The sequence below is a fragment of the Nocardia harenae NBRC 108248 genome, assembly GCF_001612885.1.
GTDB lineage: Bacteria > Actinomycetota > Actinomycetes > Mycobacteriales > Mycobacteriaceae > Nocardia > Nocardia harenae.
Window position 1 is genome coordinate 99,068 of sequence record NZ_BDBH01000007.1, and the last position, 17,444, is coordinate 116,511.

The window sequence follows — 17,444 nt, forward strand, 5'->3', positions numbered from 1 at the left end:
ACGGTCAGTGCAGGGTGCGCAGCAGCAGGGTGCCGTCGGCGATGGTCACGCCGAACTGGCACAGCCGCACGGCGGCGTCGATCTCGCCGGTCGCGCTCGCCGGGCCGAGCTCGACGACGCACTCGACGGCGGCGTCGATCTCGGCGAAATCGGTGAAGGTGGCCGCGACGGCGACCACCGCGGTCCGATCGGGCTCGGTGATCAGCCCGGCGCGCTGTGCCGCGTCGAGCGCGGCCTGCCGGAACGCCTCGACGCAGAGCGGCCCCGGTGCGTGGTCGTAGTCGTGGTCGAAGAACGCCGGGTGGTCGCGGTCCATCCGGATCGGGTAGGTGTCGCCGTCCGGTTCTCCCACGACGACGTTGCGGGGGTCGCGCCTGCCGACCCGCTCCGGTGGCAGCGGTGGCACCGGAGCGGCGGGAGCGCTCGCGGCCGGCCTGCGCTTGCGCTGGAAGGCGCGCAGCGCCAGGTAGTCGTCACCGGGCAGGAAGACGACGTCGCCGGTGAAGGTCAGCGCGGTCTCGTCGCCGATCTGCGCGGTGCCCTCGAACGAGAGGTTGCCCTGCTGGTCGCCGCGCCTGTCCCGGTTCGAGGTCCGGTAGTGGAAGGTGCCCTGCAGCGCGGACCGCCGGTCATCGGCGAAGCTGGCGTGGTCGATGACCTCGAAGTCGAAGCGGTGCATGGTGAACGGCAGCCCCACCGGAACGCCGAGATGCCGGTGGATCACCACGAACGCGGCCTGCCGTGCCGCCTCGGCGGCGGCGAAGGTGTCGTGGAAGGCCGGGTGCCGGTCGAACCACAGCAGGTGCGCGCGGGGCACGTGGAAGGCGACGGCGTAGCTGTCGTCACCGGTCTCGGCGGAGTCGGCGATCATCACCTCGGCCAGGTTGTGCCGATGCGCGAGCGCGCGCGGCACGGTCTGTTCGAAGCTCAGCTCCGCGGCGGTGCGGCGGGTCAGGTGCGTTGTCATCGGGCAGCGGCTCCGATCTGCGGGACGGGTTCGGCGGCGTCGGCCGCGGTGGCGAAGACGGGGCGGATCGACCGGTAGCGGCGGCGGATCTCGCGGCCGACCGCCGCCATCAGCTCGGCGCCGACGACCGCGCGGGGCCCCGGCGCGCGCAGCAGCGCGATGACCGCGGCGCCGAGGTAGCGCGGGTGCATCAGCTGGGTCGGGCTCCGACGGTGGCTGTAGAGCCGCAGGTAGTCGTCGGACCGGCGGCGCCGCTCCAGCTGCCGCAGCATCGCCGGGTACACCGCGGGCACCGGGCCCGCGCAGCCGATGTCGGTGGCCATCCAGTAGTAGTCGGCGTAGCGGCGGTCGCGGGCCCGCCCCCAGGCGGCCAGCGCCCGGTCCAGCCGGTCGGTGCCGTTGCCCAGGTGCGCGCCGATGACCTCGGCGACGTGCTGCGCCTGGGCGAACGCGTCGGCGATGCCGCGGCCGACGGCGGGGTCCTTGAAGTGGCCCGCATCGCCGATCAGGATCCAGCCGGGGCCGGCCGGCTCACGGAAATAGCCTTCGAAACCGGTGATGCCGTAGATCTTGTCGACCTGCCTGGCGTCGGTCAGCGCCCGCGCGACCGGCGCGCAGCTGACGGCGTGCGCCAGCACCGAGGCGTGCAGGTCGGCGCGGAACTGTTCGCGCTCGTGGTGTTCGGGGGAGACCCCGACGATGTAGCGGCCGTTGTCGGTGGGGCCGGCGAACACGTGCCGATCGCCCCAGCGGTGGAAGACGAACGTCGGCTCGTCCCACCGCGTGTTCTCGAAATAGGTGAAGTAGTACCAGCGCTCGTTCTCGGTGACGTTGTAGCGGCGCGCGCCGCACAGCTCGGCGATCGTCGAGCGGCGTCCGTCCGCGCCGACCACCAGGCTCGCGAGCACCGTCTGCTCGGCGCCGCCGTGCAGCACCCGCACGCCCGCAACCCGGCCGTCGGCGTCGTGCACCAGACCGGTGACCTTCGCGCCGGACCTGACCTCCGCCCCCGCGGCGATCGAGGCATCCGCCAGTAGCGGGTCGAGCACGTCGCGGCGGACGGCGAGCGCGCCGCCGACATCGCCCGGTTCCAGGGGGTAGTCGATGATCGCGTGGAAGTCGTCCATCCGGCTGTCCACTCTGGTCATAAGGGGTGCGCCGGTGGCCATGATCCGCTCGGTTAGCCCGATCCGGTCGAGGAAGGTGACGGCGTCGGTCTGCAAGATGTGCGAGGAAAGGGTGTTGCGCAGCACCTTGGCCTGCTCCAGCACGAGCACCCGCAGTCCGCGCCCCGCCAGCAGGGTCGCCAGGGCCGAACCGGCGCAGCGGCCGCCGACGATCACCACGTCATACCGTTCCGTCACGCGACCCCTCCTGTCCGGGAACGAGGGCGCGGAGCAGCGGCATCAGCGCTCCCTCGGATTCGGTGAGATAGAAGTGGCCACCGTCGAAGACCCGGGTGGTGACCGGTCCGGTGGTCTCCGCGGCCCAGCCGCGCAGCTGTGCCGGGCTCGCCTCCCGATCGTCGACGCCGGTGCACGCCGTGATCGGGCAGTGCAGCCGCCCCGGCCGGTAGCGGTAGCCCGCGAGCAGCTCCAGGTCGGCCCGGATCGACGGCAGGAACCAGGCGAGCAGCTCCGGGTTGTCCCTGACAGCGGCCGGCACGCCGCCGTAGCGCCGGTCGAGCTCGTCCAGCAGCGCCATGTCGTCGGCGGGCAGCGCGATCCAGGGGAGCGCGGCGAGCTGCGCGGGCGCGGCCCGGCCGGAGACGAACAGGTGCAGTGGCGGGTGCCCGGCCGCGGTCAGCGCGCGCGCCACCTCGAAGGCGACCAGCGCGCCGAGGCTGTGCCCGAACAGGACGACCGGGCCGCCCAGCCGGCGGGCGATCGACTCCGCGACCCCGGTCACCAGCTGCGGCCAGCGGACCTCGAGGTCGGCGTCGGAATGTCCGGCGCGGCCGGGCAGCGAGAGCGTCCACACCTCGAGCGCGGGGGCGAGCGCGGCGGGCCAGCGCCGGTAGGTATGCGGGCCACCGCCCGCGTACGGCAGGCACACCAGCCGCAGCGCCGGGTCCGGTTGCGGGCGCGTACAGGTCAGGCCGCCCGGCAGCGTGCGCACCGCGGCCCCGGCGCTCACGCGCCACCCGCCGCGGCCGTCCCCGGCCCCGCGAGCGCGGCGACGATCGCCTCGGCGAGCCGGGCGGGCGAGCCGCCCTCCAGCAGCGCCGCCAGCGGAACCCGCACCCCGAGGTCGCGTTCGGCCTGGTTCTTGAGCTCGACGACGACCAGCGAGTCGAGCCCTAGATCCTGCACCGCGACGTCGGGCGGCAATTGCTCGGCGCCGTCCAGATCGAGGGCGTCGGCGAGCCGGTCGCGCAGGTACCCCTCGATGAAAGCGGCCCGCTCGGAAAGTGATTCGGGCAGTACCCGGCCGCTCTCGGCGCACGCGGAGGAAACGGTTTCTGGCACTCCGTCGCCTCCGGTGGCGGCGGGGGTCGCGGCCGGTTCGCTGATGTGGGACAGCCAGTGCCTGCGGTGCTGCCACGGATAGCCGGGCAGTGCGGTGTACGCGCCCGGCTCGCCGGTAATGCGAGCCCAGTCCAGCTCGAGGCCGAAATCCCAGAGCCGTGCCAGCGCCTCGTAGCGGGTCGCCGGACGCTCGCGATGCAGGCTGCCGACCGCGCAATGCCTGCCTGCCACGGGCTCGGCCAGTTCACCGATGTGCCTGATCAGTACCGGATGCGGCCCCAGCTCGACGAAGACCGTGATGCCGTCGGCCGCCATCGCTTCGACGGTCGGCGCGAAAAGCACGGTGCCGGCGAGGTTCCGGTGCCAGTGCCCGGCGGCGAGCGTCTCCGGTTCGACCTCGGTGCCGGTCACCGTCGAGTACACGGCTACGCCGTCCGCGGGCGCCACTGGGCGGGGCAGCTCGCCCAGCTCCGCCCCCGCGCCCTCCAGCAGCGGGCTGTGGAAGCCGTAGCCGCCGTGGAGCTCCTTGCCGCGAACGCCGTCGGCCGTCGCCGCGGCCAGGATGGCGGCGACCGCCTCGGCGGCGCCGCTGATCACGGTCGAGACCGGGCCGTTCACGGCCGCGACGCCCGCCTTGCCCGCCCACGGCTCGGTGTACCGCGCCGCCGCCGCGGCCGCGAGCTCCATGGTCGCCATCGCCCCGCCCGCGGCGATCTCGCAGACCGCGCCGCGGCGCAGCAGCAGCGCGAAGGTCTGCTCCCGATCGAGCGCACCGGCGGCGCAGAGCGCGACGATCTCGCCCATGCTGTGCCCGGCCACCGCGTGCGGGCGGACGCCCCACGAACGCCAGAGCGCGTCCAGGGCGAGCTGCACCGCGGCGACGGCCGGCTGGGCGACGGCGGTCTCGGCCAGCCGCGATCCGGCGCTGGCCCGCAGCTGCTCGAGGATCGACCAGCCCGCCAGCCGGCCGACGATCGCATCGCACTCGGTCAGCACGGCGCGGGCGACCGGTTCGCGGTCGAACAGCTCGACCCCCATCCCGGCCCACTGGCTGCCCTGGCCGCTGAACACGAACCCGACCCGCGGTGCGGTGGCTACCGCGGGCTCGGCGGTGAGTACCGGCCTGCGCAGTGCCCGCAGCAGGCCGCGCGGCGAATCGGCGGTGACCGTCCTGCGGTAGCGGTGGTGCTCGCGGCGCAGCGCGGCCATGGCGCACACCGCGGCCGCCGCCTCCGGTTCCGCGGTGAGCAGCTCGGCGTAGCGGGCGACCAGCTCGCGCAGCGCGGCCGGGTTGCGCGCCGACATCGGCAGCACCAACGCCGCGGGCGCCGCCTGCTCCCGCGCGTCGACCGGTGGCGCGGCCTGCAGCACGATGTGGGCGTTCGCGCCGCCGAACCCGAAGGAGCTCACCGCGGCACAGTGCGGGTTGTCCGAATCCGGCAGCGGCTGCACCGAGGTCGGGATCCGCAGCCGGGTGCCGTCCAGCGAGATCTCCGGGTTCAGCTCCCGCAGGTGCAGATGCGGCGGGACCTCCCGGTGCTCCAGGATCAGCATCGACTTGATCAGGCCGGTGATGCCCGCCGCTGCCTCCTGGTGCCCGAAGTTCGTCTTGACCGAACCGATGGCGCAGGTGCCAGGCCCGCTGCCGTACACATCGCGGAGCGCGTCCACCTCGATCGGATCGCCGAGCGCGGTGCCGGTACCGTGCGCCTCGAGGTAGCTCACCTGCCCGGCGTCGATCCCGCCGTCGGCGAGCGCGGCCCGCAGCAGCGTGGCCTGGGCGCGCGGGTTGGGTGCGGTGAGGCCGTTGGTGCGGCCGTTGTGGCTGATCGCGGTGCCCCGGATCAGCGCCCTGGCCCGGCGCCCAGGCGCCGCCGCCTCGGCCGGGCGGCCGAGCACGACGACGCCGCAGCCCTCGGCGCGGACGATGCCGTCGGCGCCCGCGTCGAAGGTGCGGCACCGGCCGCTCGGCGCCAGCGGCAGCACCTTCCCGGTGACCAGCGTCGACATCGGCGAGAGGATCACGTTCACCCCGGCGGCAACGGCCAGGTCGCAGTCGCCCGCGCGCAGCGCTCTCGTCGCCAGGTGCACGGCCACCAGCGACGACGAGCACGCGGTGTCGACGGCCACGCTGGGACCGGTGAGGTTCAGCAGGTAGGACAGCCGATTGGCCGCCATGCTGTGCGCGCCGCCCGGTGCGGTGTACGCGGTGAGCCGGTCCGGCGCGCCGAACTGCAGGCCGAGGTAGTCGGTGCCGTAGAGGCCGATGAACACGCCGACCCGCAGATCCCGCAGCTCGGCCACGGTGTAGCCGGCGTCCTCGATTGCCTCCCAGGCGACCTCGAGTACCAGCCGCTGCTGCGGGTCCATGTGGTCGGCCTCGTCGGCGCCGATGCCGAAGAACTCGGCGTCGAAGGCGTCGATCCGGTCCAGCAGCCCGGCCCAGCGGCCCGGCTCCTCGGCCGCGGTCGCCTGCGCGCCGCGGCGGCCGTCGACGGTGTGGACCAGCGGCGAGACCGCATCGACGCCGTCGCGCAGCAGCTGCCAGAACGCCGCCGTCGTGTGCGCGCCGCCCGGCAGCCGCGCCGCGGCGCCGAGGATCGCGACCGGCTCCGGCGTCCGGTTCGTCGCCTGTTCGAGCTTCTTCCTGGTGCTGCGCAGCTCTCGCAGCGCCTGCTGGAGCAGTACCCGTTCGCGGGAGACCGGCTCCGGTGCAACGGCAGTCATGCGCTCTCGCTTCCGCGGATCAGGCCGAGTTCGCGCTCGACCAGATCCGTCAGTTCGTCGTCGGACAGTGCCGACAGGTCGTCGTCGTCCGGTTCGCCGCCGTCCGGTTCGCCGTCGGCCACGTCGGGTGCGGCAGCGGACGCGGGCGCCACTGTCCCGAGCCGAGCCGCGAGTTCGTCCGCGAAGCTCTCCACCGTGGGGTGGGCGAAGAAGAGCGCGGCGGAGAGCCGGGTGTCGAAGGCGGTCTCCAGCTGGTCCCGCAGCTCGATGGCGGTCAGCGAGTCCATGCCGACCTCCTGGAACGGCACGCGCGGATCGACGTCCGCGGGGGTCGTCCCCAGCACCGCGGCGACCCGCTCGGTGAGGTAGCGAGCGACGACATCGCGGCGGGCGTCGTCGGTCTGCGCCGCGCGCACCGCCGCCAGCGCGGCGCCGCGCACAGCCCGCGGCTGATCGAGGCTGCCGACGATCGGCTCGAGCAGGGTCCTGGTGGCGGGCGGGGCCGAGGCCAGGCTCCTGCCGAGGCCCTCCGGCCGGAATGCGGCGGCGACCACGACGGGCAACTCGCTCGCCAGCGCCGCGGTCAGCAGTTCCAACCCGATCTCCGGCCGCAGCGGCGGGAGCCCGCGCGCGGCGAGCCGATCCACCCCGGCCGAGGCCAGGCTCGCACCCGCCCAGGTACCCCACGCGATGCTCACCGCGGGCAGCCCGGCCGCCGCGCGCTGCACGGCGATGGTGTCCAGCACGGTGTTCGCGGCGGCGTAGGCCGCCTGCCCCGGGGAGCCGAGAATGCCCGCGAGCGAGGAGAACAGCACGAAGTCGTCGAGCGGCAGCCCCACGGTCGCCTCGTGCAGATGCTGGGCGCCGAGCGCCTTTCCGGTGATGGCGCGGGTCAGGTGGGTGTCGTCGAGATCGGTGACGAGCGCGTCCGCGAGCACACCGGCCGCGTGGTAGACGGCGGACAGCGGGTGCCCGCTCGCCTGGATCTCCGCCACCAGCGCCGCGATCGCGGCGCCGTCGGCGACATCGAGCCGCGCGGCGCGGATGTCGAGATCCGGTGTGGCCGCGCGCCAGCGCGTCAGCAGCGCCCGCGCCGCGGGGTCGTCGTCGCCCCGCCTGCTCGCCAGCACCACGTGCCTGGCCCCCCGGCCGAGCAGATGCTCGACCAGCGCCTGCCCCAGCGCGCCGAAACCACCGGTGATCAGGTGGGTGCGGTCGGTGCGCACCGGCTTCGGCTCCGCGCCTGCCCGCGGGGGCGCGGGCACCAGCCGCGGTACCAGCACGGCCCCGGCGCGCACGATCGCCTGACCCGGCTGTTCCCGGCTCCGCAGCGTCGCGGCCAACCCCGCGACGTCGTCGGCCGTGGCCTCCGGCGAGCTCAGGTCGACCAGGCCGCAGCGCAATCCGGGCAGCTCGGTGGCGATGGCCCGGCCCAGCCCCCACACGGCGGCGTAGCCCGCGCCAGGGGAGGCGACCGTCGCGGCGAGCTCCTGGGTGCCCGCCGTGACCAGCCACAGCGCGGGGCGGTCGGATCGCCCGGCCAGTTCCCGGGCGAGCCGCAGCGCGGCACCTGCCGTCGCCGCCGCCGTCGCGGTGTGCGCCGCCGCGACGGCGCGCAGGTCGACAACGGCATGGATCGGGCCGAGCTCCGCGGTCTCCGGCTGGAGCTGATCGGCGGCGGTGAGCAGGTGGGCCCGGTCACCGGCCGCGGTCAGCGAGGCGGTCAGCGCCGCGGCGAGCTCGCCGCCGCCGAGCAGCGCCCAGGTGCGGCCGTCGCCCGCGGTCGCCGCGCCGAGCGCCTGCCGGTCCCACCGCAGCCGGTAGAGCCTGCCCTCGTCGACGGCGCGCCGCGGTGCGGTCGTGCGGACGGCGAATCCGATCGCCTGCCAGACGATCTCGCCGGAGTCGTCCCACACGCTGACATCGGCAAGCACCTCGTGGCCCCGCACCAGGCGGATCCGGGCGTGCGCCCATCCGGTGGCCGGTGCCGCGGCCGCGGTCGCGGCCCACACCCGCTCTACCCCGACCGGGAGCGGCAGTGCTCCCGCGGCCGCGGTCTCCCCGCCGACAGCCGCCGCGACGGTGTGCAGGCAGGCATCGAGCAGCGCGGGATGCAGCATGCCGCCGGTGGCGGCCGTCCCGTCCCGGCGGCGGATCCGGCCCAGTGCCTCCCCGTCGCCGCAGGCGAGCTCGCTCAGCCCACGGAAGGCGGGGCCGTAGTGCAGGCCGAGTTCCTCGAGGCGGGCATAGAGCTCGGGCAGGCTCGCCGCCGTGCCGCAGCGCGCCCGCGCCCCGTCCGGATCGACCGCGACGGGGTCGTCGCCCGCAGGCAGCACCCGGCCGCGCGCATGCTCGACCGGGGTGGGTTCGACGGCCGAGACGATCCGGAATTCGCGCCCCGAATCCAGCAGCGCCAGCTGCAGCAGCCCGGCGCCGCGCTCGGTGACCGGGTGTGGCGCCAGGAACTCGACATCGCCGAGTACGACCGGGCCTGCGCCACCGAGCGCCTCGGTGACCGCGCCGAGCCAGTACGCACCGGGAACGACGGCAAGGTCGTCCACGGTGTGGTCGGCGAGTTCGGGGAAATTGGTGCTGTCGAAGGGCAGTGCCCACAGCCGCATCGACGGATCGACCCCGACCGGGATGCGCCTGCCGAGCAGGCCGGCGCCGCTGCGCGCGGCCGGTGCGGCGTCGGCGCGATCGGGGGCCGCGAGGCGGATCGGCGGGAAGGGCTGGTGGTCCCAGCCGGGCTCGGGCAGGTCGGTGTGCGGGACGGCGTCGGGATACAGCGCGGACCAGTCGACGGCGACGCCGTGGGTGTAGGCCTCTCCGAGGCCGGTCAGCAGGCTCACCTGCTCGTCGGCGTCGCGGTCGAGCGAGGTCAGCACGGTGGCCTCGGTCCCGGCGGTGCGGATCAGCTCGTTCAGCGCGTGGCCGAGCACGGGATGCGGGGCGATCTCGACGAGCACGGTGTTGCCGTCCGCGAGCACCTGCTCGACGGTGGGGCCGAAGAGCACCGGTTCGCGGAAGTTGCGCAGCCAGTAGTCGACGCCGAGGTCGGCGCCGGGCAGCAGCCCGCCGTGCACGGTCGAGTAGATCGGCACGGCGCCGGCGGCGGGCGTCAGCCCGGTCAGCGCGGCGCGCAGCCGGGGCAGCAGCGGCTCCACCTGCGGGCTGTGCGCGGCGAACTCGACGGCGATGCGGCGGGCGAAGATCCCGCGCTCCGACATCTCGGCGACCAGCTCGTCGACGGCGGCGGCAGCACCGGACACCACCGTCGTGCGCGGGCCGTTCACGGCCGCCACCGACAGCAGCGCGGCCCGCGGGGCCAGCAGCTCGGCGGTCTCGGCGGCGTCCAGCTCCAGCACGGCGAGCGCCCCGCGCCCGGAGATCTCGGTCGCGAGCGTGCTGCGGGCGCAGACGATGCGCGCGGCGTCGGCCAGGGATATCGAGCCGGAGACACACGCCGCCGCGACCTCGCCCATGCTGTGGCCGATCACCGCCGACGGCTGCACGCCGCACGCCGTCCAGGTGCGCGCGAGCGCCACCTGGATCGCGAACAGCGCGGGCTGGACCTGCGCCGTTCCGACGGCCGTCAGCCCGGACCCGTCGTCCCAGAGCGCGGTGCCGAGCAGCGGCGCGAGCGCGGCGTCGCACTCGCGGATGGCATCGCGGAAGACCGGCACGGTGGCCGCGAGCCTGCGTCCCATCCCGATCCACTGCGGCCCCTGCCCCGGGAAGACGAACGCGACGCGCGGGGTCCGGACGGCTCTGGCGCGCGGCCCGGCCACGCCGGGCGCCGCGGTGTCCGGCCCGGCCCGCAGGCCGGCGGCGAGTTCGCCGGCGGTCCTGACCACCGCGGCCATCCGGTGGCGCTGGTGCCCGGTGCGCAGCGCCGCGGCACCGGCGGCGGCCGCGAGCCAGCAGGCATCGCCCGCGTGCTCGTCCGCCAATGCCGCCCAGCTCGCTGCCCGGCTCGCCAGCTGCTCCTCGGACTGCGCCGAGATCGGCAGCAGCACAGCGCGATCGGCGCCGGCCGGCTCGGAGGCCGCATCGCGAGCGCTGGCGATGGGGGCACCGGAGAGCACCAGGTGCGCGTTGGTGCCGCCGAATCCGAACGAGCTCACCCCGGCCAGCGGCGCCCGGTCGGTGGTGGCGGGCCACGGCTCCCGCCGCTGCTGCACGACCACCGGGACGCGGTCGAGACCGAGCAGCGGATTGGGCCGCTCGAAGTGCACGGTCGGCGTCAGCGTCCGGTGGTGCAGCGTGAGCGCCAGCTTGATCACGCCCGCGATGCCCGCGGCGGCCTCCAGGTGGCCGACATTGGTCTTGGCGGAGCCGACTCGCAGGGCGGTCTCCCGACCCGCGCCGAGCACCTGCGCCAGCGCGGAGACCTCGATCGGATCACCGACGGCGGTGCCGGTGCCGTGCGCCTCGACGTAGTCGACCGCCGCCGGATCCACCTGTGCCGCCCGGTACGCCGCGCGCAGCAGCTCGACCTGGGCGATGCGGCTCGGCGCGGTCAGGCCGTTGGTCTTGCCGTCGTGGTTGGTGGCCCCGCCGAGCACCACCGCGTAGATCCGGTCGCCGTCGGCCTCGGCCTCGGACAGCGGCTTGAGCACGACCGCGCCCGCGCCCTCGCTCCGCACATAGCCGTCGGCGCGATGGTCGAAGGTCTTGCAGCGGCCGTCCGGCGCCATCAGCCCGCCCTGGCTGAAGATGATCGCTACCCCTGGGCTGGTGATCACGTTGACCCCGCCCGCGATCGCGACGTCGACCTCGCCCGCGCGCAGCGCCTGGCAGGCCAGGTGCATCGCGACCAGCGACGACGAGCACGCGGTATCGATGACCAGGCTCGGCCCGCGCAGGTTAAGGCTGTAGGAGACCCGGTTGGCGATGATGCTCAGCGCCGCACCGGTGCCGTCGTAGATCCCGGGCGACGTGCCCGCGGCCTGCATCGCGGCGCCGTGGTCATAGGTCGACGCGCCGAAGTACACACCGGTGGTCGCGGCGGCGCGATGCGCGATCGGGATCCCCGCGTCGGCCAGCGCCTCGTACGCGACCTCGAGCGCGATCCGCTGCTGCGGGTCCATGCGCTCGGCCTCGCGCCTGGAGATCCCGAAGAAATCAGCGTCGAAACCATCGATATCGTCGAGGAATCCGCCCCAGCGGGTATTCATCTTTCCCGGCGTTCCCGGCGTTCCCGGCTGCTCGGCGAAGAATTCGTCGAGGCTCCACCGGTCGGCGGGCACCTCGCCGATCGTGTCGCGCCCGGTGCTCAGGACGTCCCAGAATTCGGAGGTGCCGCGGGATCCGGGAAATCGGCATCCGATACCGACCAGGGCGATGGGTTCGCTCATCCGGCTGCCGTCCCGGAGAGTTCCTCCACCAGATAGGCGGCGACGGCATTGATCGTCGGGTAGTCGTAGGCGAGCGTCGGCGGCAGGTCGCGGCCGAGCCACCGCTGCAGCGAGTCGGAGATCTCGACGGCCTGCACCGACGAGAGCCCCACTTCGAGGAACAGGCCGTCCGGATCGATCTCGGAGACCGGCAGTTCCAGCATCTCGGCGATCTCGGCGGATATCCAGTCGGCGATGATGTCCGCGGTCCGCTGCGCACCGAGGACGCGGGGGTCGGGAACTCGAACCGTTTCGATCGAATTGTCAGTCATTCGCAGCACCCTTTTCAGACCGAGGTAGCGGGATCCAGTACACCGAGACGCTTCAATTCCCCCCGCTGGAAAGCCGTCCGGCAGGCCCGCCTGCGTGGTTTGCCACTGGAGGTGCGCGGCACCGAGTTCGGCTTCACCAGCACTATCTCGTGGACGCGGAGACCGTGGCCCGCGCTGACTCGCCCGCGGATCGCCCGCTCGATGCGGAGCAGCTCCCCGGGATCGCGCGTGGTGACCTCGGCGACGACGGCGACCCGCTCGTCCCCGACGACCTCGAAGTTGAAGGCGATGCTGCCGCCGGGGCGGATGCGCTCGTGCGCGCCGTCGACGGTCTCCTCGAGATCGGCCGGGTAGTGGTTGCGCCCGTCCACGATGATGAGGTCCTTCATCCGCCCGGTGACGAACAGCTCACCGTCCAGCACGGCGCCGAGGTCGCCGGTGCGCAGGAACGGGCCCTCGCCGGTGTCGGCAATGCGCGCGTGGAAGGTGTGCGCGGTCTCTTCGGGGTTATCCCAGTACCCGGCCCCGACGTCGGGGCCGGCGGACCAGATCTCCCCGATCGTTCCGTCCGGGCAGCGGCGCAGCGTGGCCGGGTCGACGATGGCGAGTTCCCGGTGCAGGCGGGCGGTGCCGCACCCGACGATCTCGACGGCGTCCGGCTCGGCATCCGGGGCGGTCAGCGTGCCCTCCCGCAGCTGAGCCGCGGAGACGCGGCGGCGCACGGGGCCGCGGCCGGGCAGGTCGGCGCCGGAGACCATCACGGTGTTCTCGGCCAGTCCGTAGCAGGCGTACCAGGCGGCGGCGTCGAAGCCGTGCGGGCGATAGGCCGCGGTGAACGCGTCCAGGGTGCTCGCGCGCACCGGTTCGGCGCCGCTGAACGCCAGCTTCCAGCTCGACAGCTCCAGCCCCTCGCGGTCCTCCGGGCGGATCCGGCGCAGGCAGAGCTCGTAGGCGAAGTTCGGGGCGCCGGAGATCGTCGCGCCGTACCGTGTGATCGCCTGTAGCCACCGGATCGGGCGGTGCAGGAAGGTCATCGGCGACATGAAGACCCCGGGGGTGCCGGAGGCGATCACGCCGAGCAGGTTCCCGATCAACCCCATGTCGTGATAGAGCGGGAGCCAGGAGACGCCGATGTCGTCCGGGCCGAGCGCGGCGCCGGAGGTGATCAGCCGCTCGTTGTGCAGCAACGCATCGTGCGTGATGATCACGCCCTTGGGATCACCGGTGGAGCCCGAGGTGTACTGCAGGAACGAGACGTCCGCGGGCCGCACCGGCACCGGGCGGAAGGCATCGGCCGCGTCGAGGCCCGCCTCCTCGATCCGAACCCAGTGCAGCGCACGCAGTTCCGGTACGACGGCTTCGATCTCGGCGCGCTCGGCCGGGGCGCCGGCGATGAGCACGACCGTCGGCGTGCAATTGTTCACGATGGAACGCAGGGTTTGCACGCGCTGCGCCGACCGCGCCGGGTAGGGCGGATACGCGGGAACGGCGATCATGTTCGCGTATTGGCAGGCGACGAAGGCGCGCACGAAATCGAAGCCGTCGGTGGCCAGAATGATCACGCGATCGCCGGGATCGGCCACCTGCTGCAATGCCGCGCCGAGTGCCCGGCCGTATCCGTCGAGTTGGCCGAACGTCACGACTTCGGTTTCCTCGAGATCATCCGCGATGAATCTGTAGGCGATTTTCCCCGGATCTTCCTCGCACCTCGAACGAAGAACCGCAGACAGCGTTGCAGGACTTTCCGTCATTATTCCACCGATTTCTGAAACAAGACCGTATGCGAGCAGAGCGGGGCCCGATTCCCATACAATGAATGCGACCGTCAGCGCTGACGTATCACGCTTTCACTTGGCGACGCTTCTTCTTCCGGACAATTCCGTCGATGGCGCACGAGAAAACGCCGTCCTGATGATCGTCGGGAACCGAAACGAGATACTTCCGCAAATCGATGCCCAGATCCTCCATGAGAAAGAGCATCAGATGCGGCGATGGAGTGCCGGTGAAGGAGCGGCGGATGGTGGATGCATCCAGCTTGGATCGGTTCGCCAGTTCTTGGAGCGAACGGATCCCATGGCTTCGGCGCAGCTTTTCCAAAAGCAGATCGCGGGACAAGTAGATATGGGCCAACCGAACTTACCCCCTTCACCCGAACCCCGAACGCAATCAATAGTGCAATACCCGCTCTCAGCTGTCAATTCGAGCCGGATATACCGACGATTGTGCTCGCATTCCCGCTGATAGAACACTGTGCAGTAATGCAAATCTGCACGGGGACGCGGTCATCGCTCGGAGCGTGGTTTGCGGGGCTTTGTCGGACCTAGAATGCGATTCTAGGTCCGATGGCTGAAACTGTCGCTTCGGGTGCGCCTGCGGTAACAGAAGTGGTGTCCGGTTCGGCCCATTCGGGACGAACGCGCCTCCTGTCAGGGCTTCTGCATGCGGCGAAATCATACGCAGCAACTCGGATGCGTGACCGAAGTTACAGGAAATCCTCCGCAGTATTACTTCTCTCGAGTAACCGCGCTGCGGTTCTCGCTAATGCGCCGACCGGAGAACTCGGGTCTTGACAGCGGGCCGATAGCGAATTACGAAGTAATTCGCCCCGCGCGTTCAACCTTCTGCACACTACGGTGTGGAGCCCGCGCGCACGTCCGCAGCCGGTGCTCGGTCCAGGCGACGGCCGGGCGGACCGCCCGGCTCGCTGACGCGCCATGTCCAGGGCGTTGACGACCAGGGCGGCGGCGTCCTGGCGGGACTCGATCGACCAGCCCGCGATCGAGTAGTCGAACACTCGTGTGGACCCGCAACTGCTTCGCGGAGACTTGTCGGTGCGCCGAGAGCTCACACCCTTGAAAACCGACCTGTCGTTTCGGCTCTATCAAACGAAAGTATCTGAACTACAGGGCATTCGGCCGATCTCAGCCTGTACTCGAGATTAGGATTGGTGCCGCTGAAGGGGGACTCATTATGACCAGCGAGCGCGAACAGGGCGCCGGAGTTCACGTCGGCGGCGACGTAGCGAGCAGCCAGGTGGTGGTGGGGCACCACAACTTCGTGATCAATGTCGAGGGCTCCTACATCGCCGGAGACAACTCCGCCCCGCCACCGGTCAAGAAGCGCACAGCACCGGTGCCTCGCCCGCTTCCCAAACTCCGCGGTGAACTCGTGGGGCGGGACACCGAGTTGGCGCTGCTGACCCAGTGGGTCGAACAGGGCAGGCCCGTCGAGGTCCACGGCGCGACGGGAATCGGGAAGTCGGCGTTGCTGGCCCGCTTCGCTGCCGAACGGGTCGAAGACGGCCACGACGTGGTGTACCTGCACGCCGCCGGAGTCGACCCGGCTGATGTCATCCAGCAGGTGTTCCAGTCGTGCTACGACGCGCCAGGCTACATCCCCGACCATCAGCACCTGCGCCGGCTCATGGGATCCATCCACGCCGTGATCATGGTCGACGACTTCGAAGGTACCGCCGAGCAACTGACCGAACTCATCGACGCTCTGCCCTCCAGCGACATACTCGTCTCGACCACTCAGCGCGTCGCCTGGAGCCAGGCGCACTCCCTGGAGCTCCGCGGACTCGGCGAGGAATCGGCGCTCGCGCTGCTGGCCGTCGAACTCGGCGGCGGGCTCGGCGACTTCGCCGAAGTCGCGCAGCGTGTGTGTAGGGTCGCGAACGGGCATCCTCGCGCGCTGATGCAGGCCGCCGCCTGGATCCGCGACGGTGGCGACACCGCCATTGCCGCCGATCCGCAGACGCTGCAACGCACCCTGCTCACCGGGCTTTCCGAGCAATCCCGCCGCAGTGTGAGCGCGCTGTATGCCGCAGGCGGAGCGTTGCTCACTCCGGCTCTGTGTCGGGCCCTGACCGGCGATGCCGACGCCGAGACCACACTCGAGGAATTGGTCCGCGTGGCTGTCGCCGAGAAAAGAGGGACGCGGTTTCGGCTCGCAGTCGATCCGCAAGCAGTAGCACGGGCATGGGCACCGGCAGCGCCGGCCGTGGCCGGATTCATCACCCCGCTGCTCGGTTGGGTGAGCGCCGATGCGACACCGAGACTGATCGCCGACCAGGCTCCGGTCCTGATCAAGGTCCTCGACGCCGCCATCGCCGATGGTCGCGCCGAGCCCTCCTGTGCTCTGGCTCGCACGCTCGCCCCGGTCCTCGCCGCAACGCTGCAGTGGGGTGCCTGGGGCACCGTGCTGCGGCTCGGTGAAACCGCCGCGGCATCCTGCGGCTCGGAAATCGACCGCGCCTACTTCCAGAACGAAGACCGCCTCCGCCGCAAAGCCAGCGGGCTCGCTACCGCAACCACCATCGCAGGCGCCGCCGGGGGTGGCGTCCTGCTCGGCCACGCCGCCACCAAGTGGACCGTCGGAAGGGCTGTGAAGACCGCGATCACCGCACATCCCGCAGCCTCGACCGGCATTGCCGCGATCGTGGTGGCAGGAGGCATCGCCGGAGCGACGGTCGTGATGGATCAGCCGCCACCGGTGGCCAATTCGCAATCCGCTCTGGTCACCGAACTCCCGCCGGCCCCCGCTCTTTCGCTGACCACCATCCTGTCTGCCCCGACCACGGTCCGCCCGGAACCGCCGACGAAAACCACGACACCTGCGGGACCAACGGCGAGTACGCCATCACGGTCCTACCACGGCCGCGACATCGATTCCGCCACAACGTTGCCGAGTCCCACTTCGACTTCGATACCGGCATCGACAACGCAGCCGACGCCGTCCGCCGAAGATCTGTGCTCGTCCAGCCCACACGCCGAGGGAGACGGTCCCGACCTCACCGCTGATGCCGGAAAGCCCGTCACCGGAACCGCGACACTCGTCCAGTGGGCCGACTGCCTGAATCCCGCTACCGCCGAGCTCGACGACCCATCGGTCTTCACCATGACGCCCTTCACATGCGACCAGGGCAGCTGCACCAGCGTCATCACCTTCCGAGCCGACACACCCGGAAAGTACACAGCCCGCATCGTCGTCAAAGCATCACGAGGCGACAACGAGATCTCGATCCAGGTGAACGGGACTGCACTCGACACAAAGCCACCGCTCAGATGAACACAACAGGCCACCGCCGATCGGCCACCGCCGATCGGTAAACCTCGTCGAAGTAGGGAACAGCACATGGCCGAAAACACAGTCGATCAAACCGGGTCGGAACGCTACGCGATCAACGTCGGCGGCAACGCGTCCGGCCAGTTCACGGTGGGCCACCACAACACTGTCAGCCGAACCGACACGAGCAACAGCGCAGAAGACACTCCCACCGCGGACCTCGCGGCACTTCGCGAAGAATTCGCCCGCCTCCGCGAACAATTGCCCACAGAGGGACCCCTTGCCGACCAGGCAAGAGAGAATCTCGACGATCTCGAGAACGCGATCACCGCACCACTGCCGAATGTCTCCGCCATGCACTCGGTACGTGACTGGTTCACCCGCAAACTTCCCTACCTCGCGGCGGCCGTAACCGGCCTGATCGCCCACCCCGTCGCCGAGCAGTTGATCGCCGCCGGTGGCGCGGCAGTAGTCGCCGAATTTCAGCGCTTCTTCGGCTCCGACCTGGCATAGATACCCCGGCAGAAGGAGCAGATCCAGAGAA

General features: G+C 71.7%; 10 protein-coding genes. 2 read left to right on the plus strand and 8 right to left on the minus strand.

The features are described from left to right. Positions 1–4: 4 nt before the first annotated feature. From NH2_RS16125 to NH2_RS28825, 8 genes are all read right to left on the minus strand, one after another. On the minus strand, positions 5–967 hold the full coding sequence (locus NH2_RS16125) for an AfsA-related hotdog domain-containing protein (protein ID WP_067654372.1): 963 nt from the start codon (positions 965–967) through the stop codon (positions 5–7). Next, a complete protein-coding gene (locus NH2_RS16130) occupies positions 964–2,331 on the minus strand; it encodes an NAD(P)/FAD-dependent oxidoreductase (RefSeq protein ID WP_084505592.1) in 1,368 nt (455 codons plus the stop codon). The genes NH2_RS16125 and NH2_RS16130 overlap by 4 nt, the downstream gene beginning before the upstream one ends. Continuing rightward, positions 2,315–3,103, minus strand: a complete 789-nt coding sequence (locus tag NH2_RS16135) for a thioesterase II family protein (protein WP_067654376.1) — start codon at positions 3,101–3,103, stop codon at positions 2,315–2,317. Before NH2_RS16135 ends, NH2_RS16130 begins: the two co-directional genes overlap by 17 nt. Further along, a complete protein-coding gene (locus NH2_RS16140) occupies positions 3,100–6,162 on the minus strand; it encodes a type I polyketide synthase (RefSeq protein ID WP_067654378.1) in 3,063 nt (1,020 codons plus the stop codon). Before NH2_RS16140 ends, NH2_RS16135 begins: the two co-directional genes overlap by 4 nt. Further along, positions 6,159–11,522: a type I polyketide synthase gene (locus NH2_RS16145; protein WP_067654380.1), complete on the minus strand. Its 5,364-nt coding sequence runs from the start codon at positions 11,520–11,522 to the stop codon at positions 6,159–6,161. The genes NH2_RS16140 and NH2_RS16145 overlap by 4 nt, the downstream gene beginning before the upstream one ends. Continuing rightward, the gene (locus tag NH2_RS16150; RefSeq protein WP_067654382.1) at positions 11,519–11,833 is read right to left on the minus strand and encodes an acyl carrier protein; all 315 of its coding nucleotides are present in this window, start codon (positions 11,831–11,833) and stop codon (positions 11,519–11,521) included. The genes NH2_RS16145 and NH2_RS16150 overlap by 4 nt, the downstream gene beginning before the upstream one ends. A gap of 14 nt (positions 11,834–11,847) precedes the next feature. Then, positions 11,848–13,584 carry a fatty acyl-AMP ligase gene (locus tag NH2_RS16155; RefSeq protein ID WP_084505593.1) on the minus strand — a complete coding sequence of 579 codons (1,737 nt, stop codon included), beginning with the start codon at positions 13,582–13,584 and terminating at the stop codon, positions 11,848–11,850. Between the two features lie 88 nt (positions 13,585–13,672). Continuing rightward, positions 13,673–13,963: a hypothetical protein gene (locus tag NH2_RS28825; protein WP_157103810.1), complete on the minus strand. Its 291-nt coding sequence runs from the start codon at positions 13,961–13,963 to the stop codon at positions 13,673–13,675. An 840-nt stretch (positions 13,964–14,803) separates the two neighbouring features. Here NH2_RS28825 and NH2_RS16160 point away from each other — a divergent pair. Next, positions 14,804–16,903 carry an ATP-binding protein gene (locus NH2_RS16160; RefSeq protein ID WP_067654384.1) on the plus strand — a complete coding sequence of 700 codons (2,100 nt, stop codon included), beginning with the start codon at positions 14,804–14,806 and terminating at the stop codon, positions 16,901–16,903. Between the two features lie 66 nt (positions 16,904–16,969). Continuing rightward, a complete protein-coding gene (locus tag NH2_RS16165; protein WP_067654386.1) occupies positions 16,970–17,413 on the plus strand; it encodes a hypothetical protein in 444 nt (147 codons plus the stop codon). The last annotated feature ends 31 nt before the right edge of the window (positions 17,414–17,444 follow it).

Excerpts from the sequence above, each read along its gene's own strand:
- NH2_RS16165 (WP_067654386.1), top strand. The coding sequence starts at position 16,970 with ATGGCCGAAAACACAGTCGATCAAACCGGGTCGGAACGCTACGCGATC.
- NH2_RS16155 (WP_084505593.1), bottom strand. The coding sequence starts at position 13,584 with ATGACGGAAAGTCCTGCAACGCTGTCTGCGGTTCTTCGTTCGAGGTGC.
- NH2_RS16140 (WP_067654378.1), bottom strand. The coding sequence starts at position 6,162 with ATGACTGCCGTTGCACCGGAGCCGGTCTCCCGCGAACGGGTACTGCTC.
- NH2_RS16160 (WP_067654384.1), top strand. The coding sequence starts at position 14,804 with ATGACCAGCGAGCGCGAACAGGGCGCCGGAGTTCACGTCGGCGGCGAC.
- NH2_RS16145 (WP_067654380.1), bottom strand. The coding sequence starts at position 11,522 with ATGAGCGAACCCATCGCCCTGGTCGGTATCGGATGCCGATTTCCCGGA.
- NH2_RS16150 (WP_067654382.1), bottom strand. The coding sequence starts at position 11,833 with ATGACTGACAATTCGATCGAAACGGTTCGAGTTCCCGACCCCCGCGTC.
- NH2_RS16125 (WP_067654372.1), bottom strand. The coding sequence starts at position 967 with ATGACAACGCACCTGACCCGCCGCACCGCCGCGGAGCTGAGCTTCGAA.